General features: G+C 70.3%; 6 protein-coding genes. 4 read left to right on the forward strand and 2 right to left on the reverse strand.

Features of this window, described 5'->3' with window-relative positions; genetic code table 11:
- Positions 1-167 precede the first annotated feature (167 nt).
- From GR168_RS09350 to GR168_RS09360, 3 genes are all read left to right on the forward strand, one after another.
- A complete protein-coding gene (locus GR168_RS09350) occupies positions 168-1,940 on the forward strand; it encodes a DEAD/DEAH box helicase (RefSeq protein ID WP_065629041.1) in 1,773 nt (590 codons plus the stop codon).
- Between the two features lie 201 nt (positions 1,941-2,141).
- A complete protein-coding gene (locus tag GR168_RS09355; protein WP_058250009.1) occupies positions 2,142-2,474 on the forward strand; it encodes a rhodanese-like domain-containing protein in 333 nt (110 codons plus the stop codon).
- A gap of 105 nt (positions 2,475-2,579) precedes the next feature.
- Complete coding sequence (locus tag GR168_RS09360) at positions 2,580-6,761, forward strand: AAA domain-containing protein (protein ID WP_137809292.1); 4,182 nt, start codon at positions 2,580-2,582, stop codon at positions 6,759-6,761.
- 12 nt (positions 6,762-6,773) lie between these two features.
- Here the strand turns inward: GR168_RS09360 and GR168_RS09365 are convergent, their stop codons facing one another.
- Together GR168_RS09365 and GR168_RS09370 are read right to left on the reverse strand one after the other, a co-directional pair.
- Entirely contained in the window at positions 6,774-7,583 is an 810-nt protein-coding gene (locus GR168_RS09365; RefSeq protein ID WP_137809293.1) for an NAD-dependent deacylase, read from the reverse strand.
- Entirely contained in the window at positions 7,580-8,005 is a 426-nt protein-coding gene (locus GR168_RS09370) for an HIT family protein (protein WP_065629038.1), read from the reverse strand. Before GR168_RS09370 ends, GR168_RS09365 begins: the two co-directional genes overlap by 4 nt.
- Before the next feature lie 584 nt (positions 8,006-8,589).
- On the opposite strand from GR168_RS09370, the gene GR168_RS09375 reads away from it, so the two are divergent.
- Positions 8,590-17,853 (forward strand): type I polyketide synthase, encoded by a 9,264-nt coding sequence (locus GR168_RS09375; protein WP_159370597.1) that lies wholly within the window; start codon positions 8,590-8,592, stop codon positions 17,851-17,853.
- Positions 17,854-17,869 lie beyond the last annotated feature (16 nt).

The raw sequence follows: 17,869 nt of genomic DNA on the forward strand, positions 1-17,869 counted from the left end.
CGGATGAGTGGCACTGACAGTACCAGTATTCGTTAGATGCATCACACCGGTGACCGAACGTGGCTCGTGCCCTGCTCAGGGGGCTGATGCGACCCCGCCCGGGCGTGATGCCGACTTTCTGGTGGACGGCCATTACAGTTGAGGGCGATGAATGAGACTTCCGCCGCATGAGTACCTCGAATCACGGCGAGCACGACGCCCCCGCCGACCCGCAGGTCGGCTCGTTCGACGACCTCGAGATCGACCCGCGGGTACGCGCGGCCATCACCGACGTCGGCTATGAAACCCCGTCGCCCATCCAGGCGGCGACCATCCCGCCGCTCATGGACGGACGCGATGTCGTCGGCCTCGCGCAGACCGGTACCGGCAAGACCGCCGCGTTCGCCATCCCGATCCTGTCCCGCCTCGACACCTCCGCGCGTACCCCGCAGGCGCTGATCCTCGCGCCGACGCGAGAGCTGGCACTGCAGGTCTCCGAGGCCTTCGGCAAGTATTCGGCGCACATGCCCGAGGTGAAGGTGCTGCCGATCTACGGCGGGCAGTCCTACGGCGTCCAACTCGCGGGTCTGCGTCGCGGCGCGCAGGTCATCGTCGGCACACCCGGTCGGGTCATCGACCACCTCGATCGCAAGACCCTCGACATCTCCGGTCTGGAGTTCCTGGTCCTCGACGAAGCCGACGAGATGCTGACGATGGGCTTCGCCGAGGACGTCGAGCGCATCCTCGCCGAGACCCCGGACACCAAGCAGGTCGCGCTGTTCTCGGCGACCATGCCCAGTGCCATCCGGCGCCTCGCGCAGAAGTACCTGAACTCGCCGCAGGAGATCACGGTCAAGTCCAAGACCGCGACCGCGCAGAACATCACGCAGCGCTATCTCCAGGTTTCCCACCAGCGCAAGCTGGACGCGCTGACACGCTTCCTCGAGGTCGAGACCTTCGACGCGATGATCGTGTTCGTCCGCACCAAGCAGGCGACGGAAGAACTCGCCGAGAAGCTGCGCTCGCGCGGGTTCTCCGCGGTCGCCATCAACGGCGACCTCGCGCAGGCGCAGCGGGAACGGACCATCAACCAGCTGAAGAACGGCTCGATCGACATCCTCGTCGCGACCGATGTCGCGGCCCGCGGGCTCGACGTCGACCGCATCTCGCATGTCGTGAACTACGACATCCCGCACGACACCGAGTCCTACGTGCACCGCATCGGCCGTACCGGGCGCGCCGGCCGCTCGGGCAACGCGCTGCTGTTCGTCTCGCCGCGCGAACGCCACCTGCTGCGTGCGATCGAGCGCGCCACGCGGCAGACGCTGACCGAGATCGGCCTGCCCAGCGTGGACGATGTCAACGCACAGCGGGTCGCGAAGTTCGCCGACTCGATCACCCAGAACCTGTCCTCGGACAACCTGGATCTGTTCCGCGGGCTGATCGAGAACTACGCGCGGGACAACGACGTCGCGATGGCCGACATCGCGGCCGCGCTGGCGCTCGAGACACGAGACGGCGGTTTCCTGATGACGCCGGACCCGCCGCAGTCGGAGAAGCGCCCCGAGCGTGAGCGTGCTCCGCGGCGCCCGGGCGCGAGCTTCGCGACGTACCGCATCGCCGTCGGCCGCAAGCACAAGGTGTCGCCCGGTGCGATCGTCGGTGCCATCGCCAACGAGGGCGGCCTGACCCGTGCCGACTTCGGCAACATCAGCATCCGCGACGACTTCAGCCTCGTCGAGCTTCCCGATGATCTCGACAATGAGACCCTCTCGTCGCTGCGGCATACCAAGATCGGGAAGAACCCGATCGACATCCGCAAGGACATGGGCGCACCGCGCACGCGCGGGGGCGCCAAGCGCGGAGCCGGCGGGCACGGCGGCGGGCGGGACGGTCGTCGTGGCGACAATTGGGGTAAGCGTCCGTCCCCGCGTGTCGCGGGCCGCGGTCGCCATTCCTGACCCTGACGGTTCCGCTGCGGCTCGTCTAGCAGAGGGAGCGCATGAATGCGCCCTTCTGAGAGCTGTGTGAGAAAACTTGTCAATTCGAGATCGTTCCGTAACCTGGTCGACGGGGGTCATTCACGCCACGGCCGTCACCCGATGGCCGTCGCGAACGCATGAACACGGACAAATTCGAGCAACAGGATTGGTGAGTCACCGGTGTCAGTGGTGAATTCGATTTCGGCAGTCGAGGCAATGAATCACAGCCGCGAGGGGAACGCGGTCGTCGTCGACGCACGGCCCCAGGTGGTCCGGCATCAGGGGAGTCTGCCCGGTGCCCTCGTGGTTGACCCGACCGAGGTGCCGAAGCGGTTCACCCCGACTCCGTCGGGCACCTTCCCGGTGATCCGCGACCGCGACACCGAGATCGCCGTGGTGTCGGTCCGTTCGGAGGCCCCGCGGATCGCCGAACAGATCGCCGAGTGCGGATACACCAACGTGCGCTATGTCGACGGCGGATACCGCGCGCTGCGTTCGAGTTCCGTCGGCTGACCGGCCCGGTGTCGGGAATCCGGCCGACCCGCGCGGCGGCACGGAGTTCCTCTGACCAGCGTCTTGTAGCGTAGGAGTCGCCGGCGACGAGAGGAACACATCGGTATGCAGGATGACACGCGCGAGACGTTGCGCGATCAGGTCACCCGACTGATGACGTTTCTGGCCGATCTCGTCCGGTCTCGCTCCGGTGACGTCCACGACATCTCCGACCACCCCGGCCATGTCTGGGTCGGTCCGTCCACCGCCGTCGCCGTACGGTCGAACGCGGTGCCGGGCCAGGTCGTGGTGGAGGTCGGCCCGGACGATCCCGACGCCGCTCGGGCCGGCGCGGTCCACGCCGAACTCGCCGCGTTGGTCGACGCGCTCGGCGCGGAGCCCGAAGAACTCGAACTCGTCATCGCGTCCGCACTGGTCACGGTGCGGGACGCAACAGACGCGGACGCCGACCCGATGGTCCGCGAACACCTCCTCAGTCAGGTTCTGGTCGCCGACCGCGACGCGGACGACACGATCCGGTTGACGCTCGGGGCGGGCTCGTCTCCCGCGGTTCGCGACACTCATCTGCTCGCTGCTCTCGACGGTCTCGATCTCGCGGGTGCTGTCGGGATCCGCGGCAAGCTGTCCGCGCAGACCTCGGTGCTGTCGCCGAAGACCGCCGAGCTGACGGGCGAATGGCGCGAGGCGATCGAGGTCGACGCCGAGCGTGTGTCGTTGACGGTGGAGAGTCGGCCCGCGGTGGTCCTCCGTCGCCGCGGGGTGGAGAGTTCCCTCGCGTTCTACGACGCCATCATCGACGACCTGCGGGACGAGGAGTCGGAGGTACCGGTCGGGCTGACCCAGCTCGTCCGCCCGATCGAGGCTCCCGACCGTCTCGCCGCCCTCCGCGCCCCCGGCGTCCTCGATCCAGCGGACCTGGTCGCCGATGCGCTGTTCCCGTTGCCGTCCAATGCCGAACAGCGCGATGTGCTCGCCCGGCTCGGGTCCGACACCGGTGTGGTGGTCGAGGGTCCGCCCGGAACCGGCAAGACCCACACCATCGCCAACGTGACCTCGGCCTTGCTGGCGAAAGGACAGCGCGTCCTGGTCGTCAGCGAGAAAGCCCATGCGCTCCACGTGCTCCGGGACATGCTGCCGCCCGCTCTGCGGGCGCTCACCGTGTCGATCGCCGACGTGTCCCAGGACAGTTCCGAGGGCATCGTCGATGCGGTGACCGAGCTCGCCGAACGCAAGGCGTCGTTCACGCCGGGGGTCGCCGACGCGGAGATCGCCGACCTGGCCGCGCGCCGCGATCACGCTCTGCGACAACGGGATCAGCTGCTCCGCGAACTCTGGGAACTGCGTGCGGAAGAGACCGAGGTCCACGAATGGGTCGCGGGGGACTATCGGGGATCCCCGGCGGAGATCGTCCGCCGGGTGCGGGCGGACGCCGCCGCGTTCGACTGGATGCCCGGGCCGGTCCACGGCGCGGTGCCCCCGCTGGACTCGGCCGAGTTCGTCCGGCTGGCGGACCTGCTCGCGAGCACCGGTGGCTCCGGATCGCGTCTCGCGCAACGGTTCGTCGACCTCGACCACCACCTGCCCGAGCCGGGGGAGATGGACTCCGTCTGCACCCGGATCGCCGCGCGGCCCCGCGAGCCGATGGCCGGCGCCGGGACGCTGCTGTCCGTGCTCGACGGGGTCGACAGTGACCGGTTGGTCCGGATCAAGGACATCTGCGACGAACTCGCCGTCGCCTCCGGCGAGGTGGCGTCGTACCCGGAGCCGATCGTCGACATGGCGGATCGGCTGCTCGCCGGACGCGCCGCGCACCTCTGGTCGCGGGTGACGACGCTGTCACCGGTCATCGCCGAGGCCGCTCGTCGGGACCGTGACCTGGGCGCGCACGCGGTCGTCGTCGACGGGGCGCGGCCCGGCGACGCCGCGTTGTTCGACGCCGCCGCCGACTTCCTGCGGGACGGCGGTCAGTGGCGGGGACGGTTGCGGCGTTCGCCCGAGCAGCGCGCGGTCGAGGAGTCGCCGGTGCGGGCCACCGTGGACGGGCGGCCTCCTCGCGACGAGGCCTCGTTGCGCCGGGTCGCCGATCACCTCACCGTCATCGACGCGGTACATCAGGTGCATCGCATCCTGGCGGACCTGCACGTCCCGGTGGACGCGTCGGGGTCGCGGTCGGCGCAGCTCGACCACCTCGTCCGCCTGGACAACCAACTGGCGTGGATCTCGAGGCTGCTCACCGGCCGGGAGCATCTCGTCCGTGAACTCGAGGCGATCAGCCCCGGCGGCCCGAGACCACGTACCGTCGCCGAGGCAGCCGAGGTGGCCCATCAGGCGCGATCGGTGGCGGCCGCCAACGACGCGGTCCTCGCCGAACAGGAACTCGCCGACCGCGTGTACGGCCTGACGACCGAACTCGAACAGGGGCCGTCGCCGGAGGGTGACGCGCTGCTCTCGGCACTCGCCACGGCCGACCCGGTCGCGATCCGAGACGCGCGGCGCGCGTTCGCGGCCGCCGCAGCCGAGGCCGACGAGCAGAATGCCCTGGAGCTTCTCGGGCTCCGATTGCGCAGCCGGGCACCCGAACTCGCGAAGACGATGTGGTCGAGCGCGCAGGACCCGATCTGGACCGAACGCGCCCGGGACATGGGCGCGGCGTGGGCGTGGCGGTTCGCCCACACCTGGGCGGAGGAACGCAGCGATCCGTTTGCCGAGGACCGGCTGCAGTCCGACCTCGACGCCGTCGAGGTCGACATCGCGGCCCTCACCACCCGGCTCGCCTCTGCGCGCGCCGTCCGCGAGGTGCTGGCGCGCACCACGGCCGGCGAGTTGCAGGCCGTGCAGTCCTACCGCGACCACATGATCAACCTGGGCAAGGGATCGGGCAAACATGCCAATCGTTTCCGACGCGCGGCGCGCGAGGCCATGGCCGAGGCGCGCAACGCCGTGCCCGCCTGGATCATGTCGATCAGCCAGGTGGCCGAGACCCTCCCACCGCGCCGCAACTCCTTCGACGTCGTCATCGTCGACGAGGCGTCCCAGGCCGACATCACCAGTGCGTTCCTTCTCTGGCTGGCCCCGCGCGTGATCGTCGTCGGTGACGACAAGCAGTGCGCGCCCGTCGGTCTCAGCGGCACCAGCCTCGATTCCGCGTTCGCCGAACTCGATGCCACGCTGCCCGACCTCCCGACATACCTACGCGACGGGTTGACGCCGCGGTCCAGCCTGTTCTCGTTGTTGCGCAGCCGTTTCGGCAACGTCGTGGGACTGCGGGAACACTTCCGGTCCATGCCCGAGATCATCGAGTTCTCGTCGCGCCAGTTCTACGGGTCCGCGCCGCTGATCCCGGTGCGCCAGTACGGTTCCGACCGGCTCGAACCATTGCGGACGGTCGCGGTCGACGGAACGGCCACCGGGACCGGCAACGGCATCAGCAACGAGGCCGAGGCGGCCGCCATCGTCGACGCCCTCCGGGGGTGTCTGGCCGATCCGGCATACGACGATCTGGACTTCGGTGTGATCGCGTTGCAGGGCGTCAAGCAGGTGGAGACGATCGAGAAGGCGCTGCGCGCCGCGATCGACACCGAGACCTGGCGCTCGCGTCGTATCCGCGTCGGCTCACCCCCGGACTTCCAGGGAGACGAGCGGCGCGTGGTCTTCCTGTCGATGGTCGTCTCGGACGCCGGTGCGATCTCCGCGCTGACCCGCGCGGAGTCCCAACGCCGGGTCAACGTGGCGGCCACCCGGGCCATGGACCAGTTGTGGCTGTTCCATTCGATCGGACTCGACGAGTTGCGCCCCAACGACCTTCGTGCCTCGCTGCTGTCCTATGTGTCCGCCAACGAGGGTCCGTCGATCGGGGCCATGCCGTCCGACGTGCCCGACGATCGACGCGTGAGCCCGTTCGACAACCTCCTCGAACAGCGCGTGTTCAACCGTCTCGCGGCGCTCGGCTATCACGTGACCCCGAAGGTCACGGTCAACAACCGGATCGTCGACCTGGTCGTGTTGGGGGCCGATGCGCGCATGGCCGTCGAGTGTGATGCCGACGAGTTCGCCGGGACCGGGCAGCAGGCTCGGTCGGATCTGGAGCGCGAGCGTGAATTGCGCCGTTGCGGTTGGGAATTCGTCCGCGTGCGCGAGTCGGAGTTCGAACTCGATCCCGACCGCGTGCTCGATCATGTCGCCGCCGTGCTCGACGAGCGCGGGTGCAAGCCGGGGTCGCTCGTCGCGGTTCAGACGACGGACGACGTCGGGAGATGGCAGCCGATCGACCTCACCGCGGGGGAGTGACGCCGCACCTCGTCAGCCGAGTGACGCGAGCAACGCCGGCAGACCGACGGCGGCGGGCATCCGCAGACTGTGGGTCACGATGTCGGACAGCGCGGACGGCGACGGGTTGAACTCGATGACCGGGATGCCCGCACGCACCGCGCGTTCGGGTAGCGCGGCTGCCGGGTAGACGATCCCGCTGGTGCCCACGACGAGCACCACCTCGGCCGCACGGAACGCCTGATCCGCTCGCTGCCAATCCGATTCGGGCAGTGCTTCGCCGAACCACACGATGCCGGGCCGTACCCTCCCGCCGCAGCGCGGACACGTGGGCGGGTCGACGCGCGGGTCATCCGGCGCGGTACCGGTGTCGCCGGGATCGGGGAATGCGCCGGGGCCGTCGTACGGGGTCCCACAGACCGAACACCGGGGGGCGAACAGGCTGCCGTGCAGGTGGCTGACGACGTCGCCGCCGGCCCTCTCGTGGAGATCGTCGACATTCTGCGTCACGATCATGACGGTGCGGCTCGTGGCGAGTTCGGCGAGCGCGCGGTGGCCCGCATTGGGCTGCGCGGCAAGCACTTCGCGGGCGCGCCAGCGGTACCACCCCCAGACCAGTGCGGGGTCGCGCGCCCACGCTTCCGGGGTGGCGAGTTCGGCGGGATCGAACTTCTCCCACAAACCGGTCTGGGCGTCCCGGAAGGTGGCGATGCCGCTCTCGGCCGACATACCCGCGCCGCTGAACACCGTGATCCACTCCGCGCGACGCACGAGGTCGGCCACCGCGTCCGGAATCCGGGTCCCGGCCCCGGTGTCCGGGTCGGGCTCGCCGGCGAAGGTCATCCGACGGACTCGATCCCGGCGCGCACCGCAGCCGCGGTCTCGTCGGGGTCGGGGTCGCGGCGGACGAGGAAGCCCTTGGCGAAACTCAGCTTGTCCCCGTCGTGTCTGGGGACGACGTGCAGGTGGGTGTGGAAGACGGTCTGGAAGGCCGCGCGGCCGTCGTTCAGTGCCAGGTTGACCCCGTCGGCGGACACCGGTCCGGTCTTCATCGCGGTGGCGACTCGTTGGCCGGCGCGGAAGAGAGCGGCGCCGAGGGTGGGGTCGAGGTCGTCGAGCCCGGAGGAGTGGACCCGGGGCACGAGGAGGGTGTGCCCGCGGGTCACGGGCCGGATGTCGAGGAACCCGAGGACGTCGTCGTCGGAGTAGACGATGCGACCCGGGGAGGTGCCCGCGATGATGGCGCAGAAGATGCAACTGCTCATGCGGCCGACTCTAGTGGGGTGTCTCGATGGCACTCGGCCTGCGGCTCGGCTGGACCGCGACGCGCAGTGGTGCCCCACATCACATAACGGTTTGATAACGGTTGACCGAGCGAGAGTTCGGGCGCACGCGTACCCCTGGGTATGTTGCCTGGCCTGGCGGTTTTCCGACGCTTCCCATGGTGGTTGACACGGTGCCGAAAGTTACCCGCGCGGTTACTGGTCGGTATACCGACAGGTCACCGACAAACATGAGGGTTCCCTCACTTTCGTGTGTCATCATAGGTGTCATGTTCACGCCGACGCCGGCTCCGGACAAAACCGGTGCGCGCCAATGTTGTTGTGCGGCAGGCGTGTTCCTTTGTTGTACCAGCTAGTTCGATCCGGCGGTGTCGCCACCGCGGCCGGTCGTGCGCGACGGCGGCGAGACCGATCACGTCAGCGCACGGAAAGGCCGCTGCCGACAGCGTTTCTCGCGCCGCCGCGACTCGCAGACCAACCGCACAACACCCATAGACATCTACTGCACCGCACCTACGCACTCCGCAAATCCACACTCTGAGACCGACCACCACAGAGGAGTATCCGTGACCGTCGACCAGTTCCGCTCCGGCTCGCAGGGCGCCGCCAACGCAGAACGGCCCACCACCACGCTCATCGAGCGGCTCACGCAGGGCGAGCCCTACGCGATCAGCTTCGGCGGGCAGGGCGGCGCATGGCTGCCCACACTGACCGAGCTGGTCGTCGACGCCGACCTGGAACACCGGGTCGCCACCATCGTCGATTCCGCCGAACGGCTCGTCGAGCCGGTTGCCGACGAACTCGTCGTGGCACGGGTGTCCGGATTCCACCCGCTCACCTGGGTGCACGCGCACGACGCAGGCGAAGACGTGCCCGCCGAGGCCACTCTCGCCGACTTCACCCTCTCGGGTCCGGGTGTGCTGCTCACCCAGCTCGCCGCCGTGGAGGCACTCCGCAAGCAGGGCCTGGACACCGCCGTGCTCCCGCCGAAGGCCGTGGTCGGGCATTCCCAGGGCTCGCTGGCCACCGATGCGGTGGGCGCCGACGGCCGGATCGCCGAGTCCGGTCAGGGCCTGCTGCTGGCCGTCGCGCACCTCATCGGCGCCGCCGGTTCGTTGACCGCGCGTCGCCGCGGGCTGGGCGTCACCACCGACGGCACGCCGATGCTCGCACTGACCAACGTCAGCCCGGCTCGCGTCGACGAGATCCTGGCGCAGTACCGCGCCGGCCTGTCCGACAACGATCTGACGACCGCCCCGGTGGTCGCCATCAAGAACAGCCGCACCGCCGTCGTGCTGTCCGGGGCACCGCGGCACCTCGCCGCGTTCGCCGCCCTCTGTGAGCGGGTCGCCGCGACCGAGGCCGACGAGCGCAAGCGCAAGCGCACCGGCGGGGCGCCGTTCGCGCCGAAGTTCGACCACCTGCAGGTGTCGGTGGCCTTCCACCACCCGGCGATGGCCGAGGCTGTAGAGCTGGTCGGCCAGTGGGCCGACCGCTGCGGCATCGACCGTGACCTCGCCACCCGCCACGCCCACGACATCCTCGTCGGGCACGTCGACTGGGTCGCCTCGGTCGACTCGATCGTCGCCGGCGGCGCCAAGTGGGTCCTGGACTTCGGTCCCGGGGACATCGCGACCCGTCTCACCGCATCACTGGTCCGCGGGCAGGGTGTCGGCCTGGTGCCCGCCGCGCTGCGCGTCGGACAGCGCAACCTGTTCAGCCCCGGCGGCGTGCCCGAGGTCGCGACCCCGTGGTCGCAGTTCGCGCCGACCCTCGTCGAGCTGCCCGACGGCCGTACCGTCGTCGAGACCTCCTTCACCCGCCTCACGGGACGTTCGCCGATGCTGCTCGCCGGCATGACGCCGACGACCGTCGACCCGGCCATCGTCGCCGCCGCGGCCAACGCCGGACACTGGGCCGAGCTGGCCGGTGGCGGTCAGGTCACCGAGGAGATCTTCGCGCGCAACATCGCCACGCTCACCGATCTGCTCGAGCCGGGACGCGAGGCGCAGTTCAACGCGTTGTTCCTCGACCCCTACCTGTGGAAGCTGCAGCTCGGCGGCAAGCGCATCGTGCAGAAGGCCCGCGCGCAGGGAGCCCCGCTCGACGGCGTCATCGTCTCGGCGGGCATACCCGAACTCGAGGACGCGGTCGCGCTCGTCGACGAGTTCGTCGAGGCCGGACTCCGGTTCGTCGCCTTCAAACCCGGCACCGTGGAGCAGATCCGGTCCGTCGTGCGCATCGCGGCCGAGGTTCCGCATCACCCGATCATCGTGCAGATCGAGGGCGGCCGCGCCGGTGGCCACCACTCGTGGGAAGACCTCGACGACCTGCTGCTCGCGACCTACGGCGAGCTCCGCGCCCGCCCGAACGTCGTGATCTGCGTCGGCGGTGGCATCGGCACGCCCGAGCGCGCCAGTGAATACCTCACCGGCAGCTGGTCGGCCGGCTACGGCTACCCGACGATGCCGCTCGACGGCATCCTCATCGGCACCGCCGCCATGGCGGCCAAGGAAGCGACGACGACCCCCGAGGTCAAGCAGCTCCTCGTCGACACCGCCGGCATCGACGAGTGGATCGGTGCCGGTCACGCCACCGCCGGAATGGCCTCCGGCCGTTCGCAGCTCGGCGCCGACATCCACGAGGTCGACAACACCGCGTCGCGCTGCGGCCGGTTGCTCGACGAGGTCGCCGGTGACGCCGACGCCGTGGCCGCCCGCCGCGACGAGATCATCGCCGCGATGGCCGACACCGCGAAGCCGTACTTCGGCGACGTCGCCACCATGACCTACCGCGAGTGGCTCGACCGGTACGCCGCGCTGGCCGTCGGTGACGCTCGGGGCGAGCAGGCCCCGTGGGCCGACATCACCTGGCAGCAGCGCTTCGTGGAGATGCTGCAGCGCACCGAGGCGCGCATGCACCCGCAGGACTCCGGGCCCATCCCGACGATGTTCGCCGAGGTCACCGCCGCCGCCGATGCGTATGCCGCAATCGACGCGCTCGGCAGCGTGTACCCCGAGATCGACACCGACATCCTGCATCCCGCGGACGTCGCGTTCTTCCTGGAGCTGTGCCGCACCCCGGGCAAGCCCGTCAACTTCGTGCCGGTGATCGACAAGGACGTACGCCGCTGGTGGCGCAGTGACTCCCTGTGGCAGGCCCACGATCCGCGCTACGGCGCCGACGCGGTCTGCGTCATCCCGGGGCCGGTCGCCGTCGCGGGCATCACCCGCGTCGACGAGCCCGTGGGTGAACTGCTCGATCGGTTCGAGGCCCGTGTCGCGTCCGATCTGCAGGCCTCCGGGGAGCGCCCGGTCGCCGTCGCCTCCCGGCACCGGGCCGGGCTGGCCGAGGAAGCCGGCGTGCTGACCTCGGTGCTGGAGTCCGACGACGTCAGCTGGGCCGGCCGGATCGTGGCGAGCCCGATCGCGCTGCTCGGCGATCGCGACGCCTGGACCGTGGTCGGACCCGAGCGGGCCGAACACGCCGTCAGCGGCGCCGTCCTGGAGCAGGTCTCCGCCGACTCCGACGCCACCCGTTTCGACCTCGTCGTCCCCATCTCGGGCGCTTCCGTGCGTATCCCGCTGCTGGCCGGCGAGAGCCTGCGCGACGGTGGTTCGCCGCTGGTGGGCCTCGACGACGCGTCGACCGCGATGCGCGAGATCCTTACCGTGGCCGCCGGCGGCAGCCTGGCCGAGGTGACCGATGGCGTGTCGGTCACGACCGTCTCCTGGCAGCCGGACTCGGTCGCCGATCACGCTGCGGTGACCGGGTTCTCCCTGCCGCCGCACCTGCGTCCGACCACCCCGACCGACCCGTTCGGTTTCGCCGTGCCCGACACCCTGGTCGGCGCGTGCTGGCCGAGCGTGTTCAGCGTCATCGGCGCCGCCCGCACCGATTCCGGTGACCCGGTCGTCGAGGGTCTGCTCGACCTGGTCCACCTCGATCACGCGATCGCGCCGGCCGGCGAGATCCCCGCCACCGCGGCCGACCTGACCGTCACCGCGCGGACCGGCGCGGTCCGGGATGCCGACGTCGGTCGTGTCGTCGAGGTCACGGTGGAGATCGCCGGACCAGCCGGCCCGGTCGCGACGCTCGAGGAGCGTTTCGCGATCCGTGGACGTCTGGGCGCCGCCGAGCTCACCGACCCGGCCCGGGCCGGCGGTGCACCCGCCGCCGAACAGTCGGCCACCCGCAAGCTGCTCCGGACGGCCACCATCACCGCGCCGAACCGGATGACCGGTTTCGCCGTCGTGTCCGGTGACCGCAACCCCATCCACACCGACGCCGCAGCCGCCAAGCTGGCCGGTCTCGGCGACCCGATCGTCCACGGGATGTGGCTGTCGGCCGCCGCGCAGCAGGTCGTCACCGCGACCGACGCGAAGAATCCGACGCCGTCGCCGCGTCCGCTGATCGGCTGGACCGCACGCTATCTCGGCATGGTCCGGCTCGGTGACCGCATCTCGGTGCGCGTCGACCGCGTGGGTCTCGACAACGGCCGCGAGGTCGTCGAGGTCAGCGCCAAGGTCGGCGACAACCTCGTGATGAGCGCGACCGGCCTGCTCGCCGCGCCGCGGACCGTCTACGCGTTCCCCGGCCAGGGCATCCAGAGCAAGGGCATGGGACTCGACGCCCGCTCGCGGTCGAAGGCCGCCCGCAAGATCTGGGATCGTGCCGACAAGCACACCCGTGCGGCGTTGGGCTTCTCGATCCTCGCCGTCGTCCGCGACAACCCGACGACGCTCGTCGCCAACGGGACCACCTATAACCACCCCGACGGCGTGCTGTACCTGACGCAGTTCACCCAGGTCGCCATGGCGACGCTCGGTGTCGCGCAGATCGCCGAGCTCAAGGAGTCCGGTGGCTTCGTCGAGGGTGCCATCACGTGTGGCCACTCGGTCGGTGAGTACAACGCGCTCGCCGCATGCGCCGGCGTCCTCCCGCTCGAGGCCGTCCTCGAAGTCGTGTTCCAGCGCGGCGAGGCCATGCATCACCTCGTCCCGCGAGATGAGCAGGGGCGCAGTGACTATCGGATGGCCGCCATCCGGCCGAGCCAGTTCGGTCTGGCCGACGCCGAGGTCACCGACTTCGTGTCCGGCGTGGGCGCCGCGGGCGGCGAGTTCCTCGAGGTCGTCAACCTCAACCTCCTCGGCTCGCAGTACGCGATCGCCGGCACGGTTCGCGGTCTCGAACTGCTCGAGGCCGAGATCGACCGGCGGCGTGCGGAGTTCGGGGGCAAGCGCGCGTTCATCCTGATCCCGGGCATCGACGTCCCGTTCCACTCGAGCGTGCTGCGCGCCGGGGTCCCGGAGTTCCGCGGTAAGCTCGCCGAGCTGCTGCCCGCCGACATCGACATCGACATCCTGATCGGTCGGTACATCCCCAACCTGGTGCCGCGCCTGTTTAACCTCGGACGCGACTTCGTGGAGGAGATCGCGGCGCTGGTGCCGTCGGATCCGCTGAACGAGGTCCTCGCCGACTGGGACGCCTGGGAGGCGACCCCGAACGAACTGGCCCGGGTGATCCTGATCGAGCTGCTCGCCTGGCAGTTCGCCAGCCCGGTGCGGTGGATCGAGACCCAGGAACTGCTGTTCAGCGGTCCCGAGCGGAACGGGCTGGGAGTCCAGCGCTTCGTCGAGATCGGTCTGAAGGGCGCCCCGACGCTGTCGGGTCTGGCCACCAACACCCTCAAGCTCGACGACTACGCCGCGGCCACCACCGAGGTGCTCAACGTCGAGCGCGACACCGACACGATCCTGGCCAAGGACGCCGGGCACGAGCCCGACGAGGACGAGCTCGACGTTCCCGCAGCGGCCGAGACGTCGGCGGCGGACGCGGCTCCGGCCGCCGCGGCGGCGCCCGCGCCTGCTGCTCCCGCGGCACCGGCGGCACCCGCCGCCGGCCCGCGTCCCGACGACATCGCGTTCACGCCGTCGGATGCGGTGAAGTCCGTGATCGCGCTGTGGACCAAGATGCGCGTCGACCAGATCGGGTCCGCGGACACGATCGAGGCGCTCTGCGACGGTGTGTCGTCGCGTCGTAACCAGCTGCTCCTCGACATCGGCGGCGAGCTCGGACTCGGCGCCATCGACGGTGCCGCCGAAGCCGACATGACCGCGCTGTCGTCGACCGTGGAGACCCTCGCCCGTGGCTACCGGCCGCTGGGTGCGGTGCTCACCGATGCGGTCAGCGACCAGTTCCGCAAGGTGCTCGGCCCGCTGGGTAAGCGCCAGAACTACATCACCGACCGCGTGTCGGGTGTGTGGCAGCTGGGTCCGGGGTGGGGTCTGCACACCACCGTCGCGCTGGCGCTGGGCACCAGGGACGGCGCGTCCGTCCGCGGCGAGGCGCTGGGCAATCTGCTCGACGGCCCGCTGACGAACACCGATTCCCTCGACGCCCTCATCGACAAGGCCGTGTCCGCGGTGGGTGCGGTCAAGGGCATCCCGGTCGGCAAGCCGGCCGCCGAATCCGGTGGTGGCGCAACGGTCGACGCCGCGGCGCTGGGAGAGTTCACCGAGCAGATCACCGGCCGGTCCGGCGCGCTGGCCTCGGCCGCGTACACCCTGCTGGACAAGCTCGGACTCGCCGAGGTCGCCGATCTCGCCGAGGCCGCGGCCGACCCGAACGCCGAGCTCGCCGAGCTGGTCAGCGCCGAACTCGGGTCGGACTGGGCCCGTACGGTGGCGCCGGCCTTCGACGCGGCCAAGGTCGTCCTCATCGACGACCGGTGGGCAACCGCCCGTGAGGATCTCGTCCGACTCTGGCTGACCGACGAGCAGGACCTCGACGCCGACTTCGACACCATCGTCGGCGGGTTCGCCGGAGCCGGTGACACCGTCGCCGACCACGCCACCTGGTGGCAGGGCAAGGCCCTCGCGAACGGAAACGCCGTGCACGGCCGCGTCTTCGGCGCGATCGCGCACGCTGCGGAGAATCCCGAGAAGGGTGCCTACAGCCGCGAGATCGCCGTGGTGACCGGTGCCAGCAAGGGTTCGATCGCCGCCGGCGTGGTCGCCGGGCTGCTGGCCGGCGGCGCGACCGTGGTCGCCACGACGTCGCGCCTGAACTCCGACCGTCTCGCCTTCTACAAGAAGCTGTACCGCGAGAACGCCCGGGCCGGTGCCGCGCTGTGGATCGCCCCGGCGAACATGGCGTCGTACGCCGATGTCGACGACCTCGTCGGCTGGCTCGCGGGGGAGCAGACGGAGAACCTCGGTGGCACAACGGCAGTGGTGAAGCCGGCGATGAAGCCGACGCTGCTGTTCCCGTTCGCCGCACCTCGGGTCGCCGGTGATCTCACCGACGCCGGCGGTCGCGCCGAGCTGGAGATGAAGGTGCTCCTCTGGTCGGTGGAGCGGCTCATCGGCGGTCTCGCCGATGTCCATTCCGATCACGACATCGCCGCCCGCGTGCACGTCGTGTTGCCCGGTTCGCCGAACCGCGGCATGTTCGGCGGCGACGGTGCCTACGGCGAGAGCAAGGCCTCGCTCGACGCGCTCGTACAGCGCTGGTCGGCCGAGGAGTCCTGGGGTTCCAAGACGACGCTCGCCCACGCACTGATCGGCTGGGTGCGCGGCACCGGGCTGATGGGTCACAACGACGGGATGGTCGACGCGGTCGAGGCGGCGGGTGTGCGCACCTGGAGCACCGACGAGATGGCGGCGAACCTGCTCACCCTGTGCCGCCCCGAGCAGCGGTCGGCCGCGGTGAGTGCGCCGATCCTGGCCGACTTCACCGGCGGCCTGGACAGCTCGACCGACCTCAAGGCGCTCGCGGCCACCGCGGCGGCGGCCGCCGAGGAGTCCGCGGACACCGACGAGGAGTCGGCGACGACCGTCGCGGCGCTGCCGGCACCGGCGCGCGCCCCGAAGGCGATGCGTCCGCAGTGGCCGTCGATCGACGCCCGACCCGAGGACCTCGTGGTCATCGTGGGTGCCGGCGAGCTCGGTCCCTTCGGTTCGGCCCGCACCCGCTTCGAGATGGAGGTCGACGAGAAGCTGTCGGCCGCAGGCGTTCTCGAGCTTGCCTGGAACACCGGACTGGTGCACTGGGATTCGGCGCCGAAGCCGGGCTGGTACGACACCGCGTCCGGAGACCCGGTGCCGGAGAGCGAGATCGCCGAGCGGTACCACGACGAGGTCGTCGCCCGCTGCGGTATCCGCCGCTACGCCGACGACGGGGCGATGGTCGACAACACCTCTCCGCTGCTGACCTCGGTCTTCGTCGACGAGGACCTGACCTTCACGGTCAACTCCGAGGCCGAGGCGCGAGCATTCGCCAGTGCCAACCCGGAGAAGACCCGGGTCACGCAGAACGCCGACGGTGACTGGCAGGTCACCCGGTTGGCGGGCACCGAGATCCGCGTTCCGCGCCAGTTCGCGCTGACCCGGACCGTGGGCGGGCAGATCCCGACCGGTTTCGACCCGACCCGCTGGGGCGTCAGCCCCGACATGGTCGAGTCGATCGACCGGGTCGCCCTGTGGAACCTGGTGGCCACGGTCGACGCCTTCCTGTCGTCGGGCTTCACGCCGAGCGAACTGATGCGCTGGGTGCACCCCGGTCTGGTCGCCAACACACAGGGCACCGGTATGGGCGGCATGACCTCCATGCGCGACCTGTACGTCAACACCCTGCTGGGCGAGGCCAACGCCAACGACATCCTGCAGGAGGCCCTGCCGAACATCGTTGCGGCACACGTGGTCCAGTCGTATGTCGGTAGCTACGGCGCGATGATCCACCCGGTGGCGGCATGTGCGACCGCAGCTGTGTCGGTCGAGGAGGGCGTCGACAAGATCCGCCTCGGCAAGGCGCTGTTCGCGGTGGCGGGCGGCTTCGACGACCTGGGTATCGAGGGCATCGTCGGCTTCGGCGCGATGTCGGCGACCGCCGACTCGGCGAAGATGACCGCGCGCGGCATCGACGATCGCCGGTTCTCGCGTGCCAACGATCGCCGACGCGGCGGGTTCGTCGAGTCGGCCGGCGGCGGCACGATCCTGCTCGCCCGCGGTGATGTCGCGGCCGAGATGGGTCTGCCGGTGCTCGGTGTGGTCGCGTGGGCGCAGAGCTTCGGCGACGGTGTGCACACCTCGATCCCGGCTCCGGGTCTCGGTGCCCTGGGCGCGGCTCGCGGGTCGCTGTCCTCGCCGCTGGCACGTGCGCTCGGTTCGCTCGGCGTCAGCGCCGACGACGTGGCGGTCGTGTCCAAGCACGACACCTCCACCAAGGCGAACGATCCGAACGAGTCCGAACTGCACGAGCGGCTCGCGGCGGCCATCGGCCGCGGCAAGGGCGCACCGCTGTTCGTGGTGTCGCAGAAGTCGCTGACCGGTCACGCCAAGGGCGGCGCGGCGGCCTTCCAGCTCATCGGCCTGTGTCAGATCCTGCGTGACGGCGTGATCCCGCCCAACCGCAGCCTCGACTGTGTCGACGACAAGATGGCGGAGTACCCGCACCTGGTGTGGCCGCGGGAGACGCTGCAGCTCGGCGAGCGGTTCCCGCTCAAGGCCGGCCTGCTGACCAGCCTCGGCTTCGGTCACGTGTCCGGACTGATCGCGGTGGTGCACCCGGAGGCGTTCATCGCCTCGCTGAACCCGGCGGAGCGCGACGCCTACCGTCAGCGCGCCGACGAGCGGACCCGCCAGGGCAGTCAGCGCTTCCTGCAGTCGATCTGCGGTGGCGAGCCGGCCTACCAGCGTCCGCCGAACCGTCGCTTCGACGAGTCGGTCGACGAGCACGACGCCGAGGCGGGCATGCTCCTCGACCCGCAGACCCGTCTGGACGGCGCCGACGTCTACGTCGCCGGTGAGCCGGTGGCGGGTGGTCGGTGACACCCGGTGAGGCGAA

Source organism: Gordonia sp. JH63, assembly GCF_009856645.1.
GTDB lineage: Bacteria > Actinomycetota > Actinomycetes > Mycobacteriales > Mycobacteriaceae > Gordonia > Gordonia hongkongensis.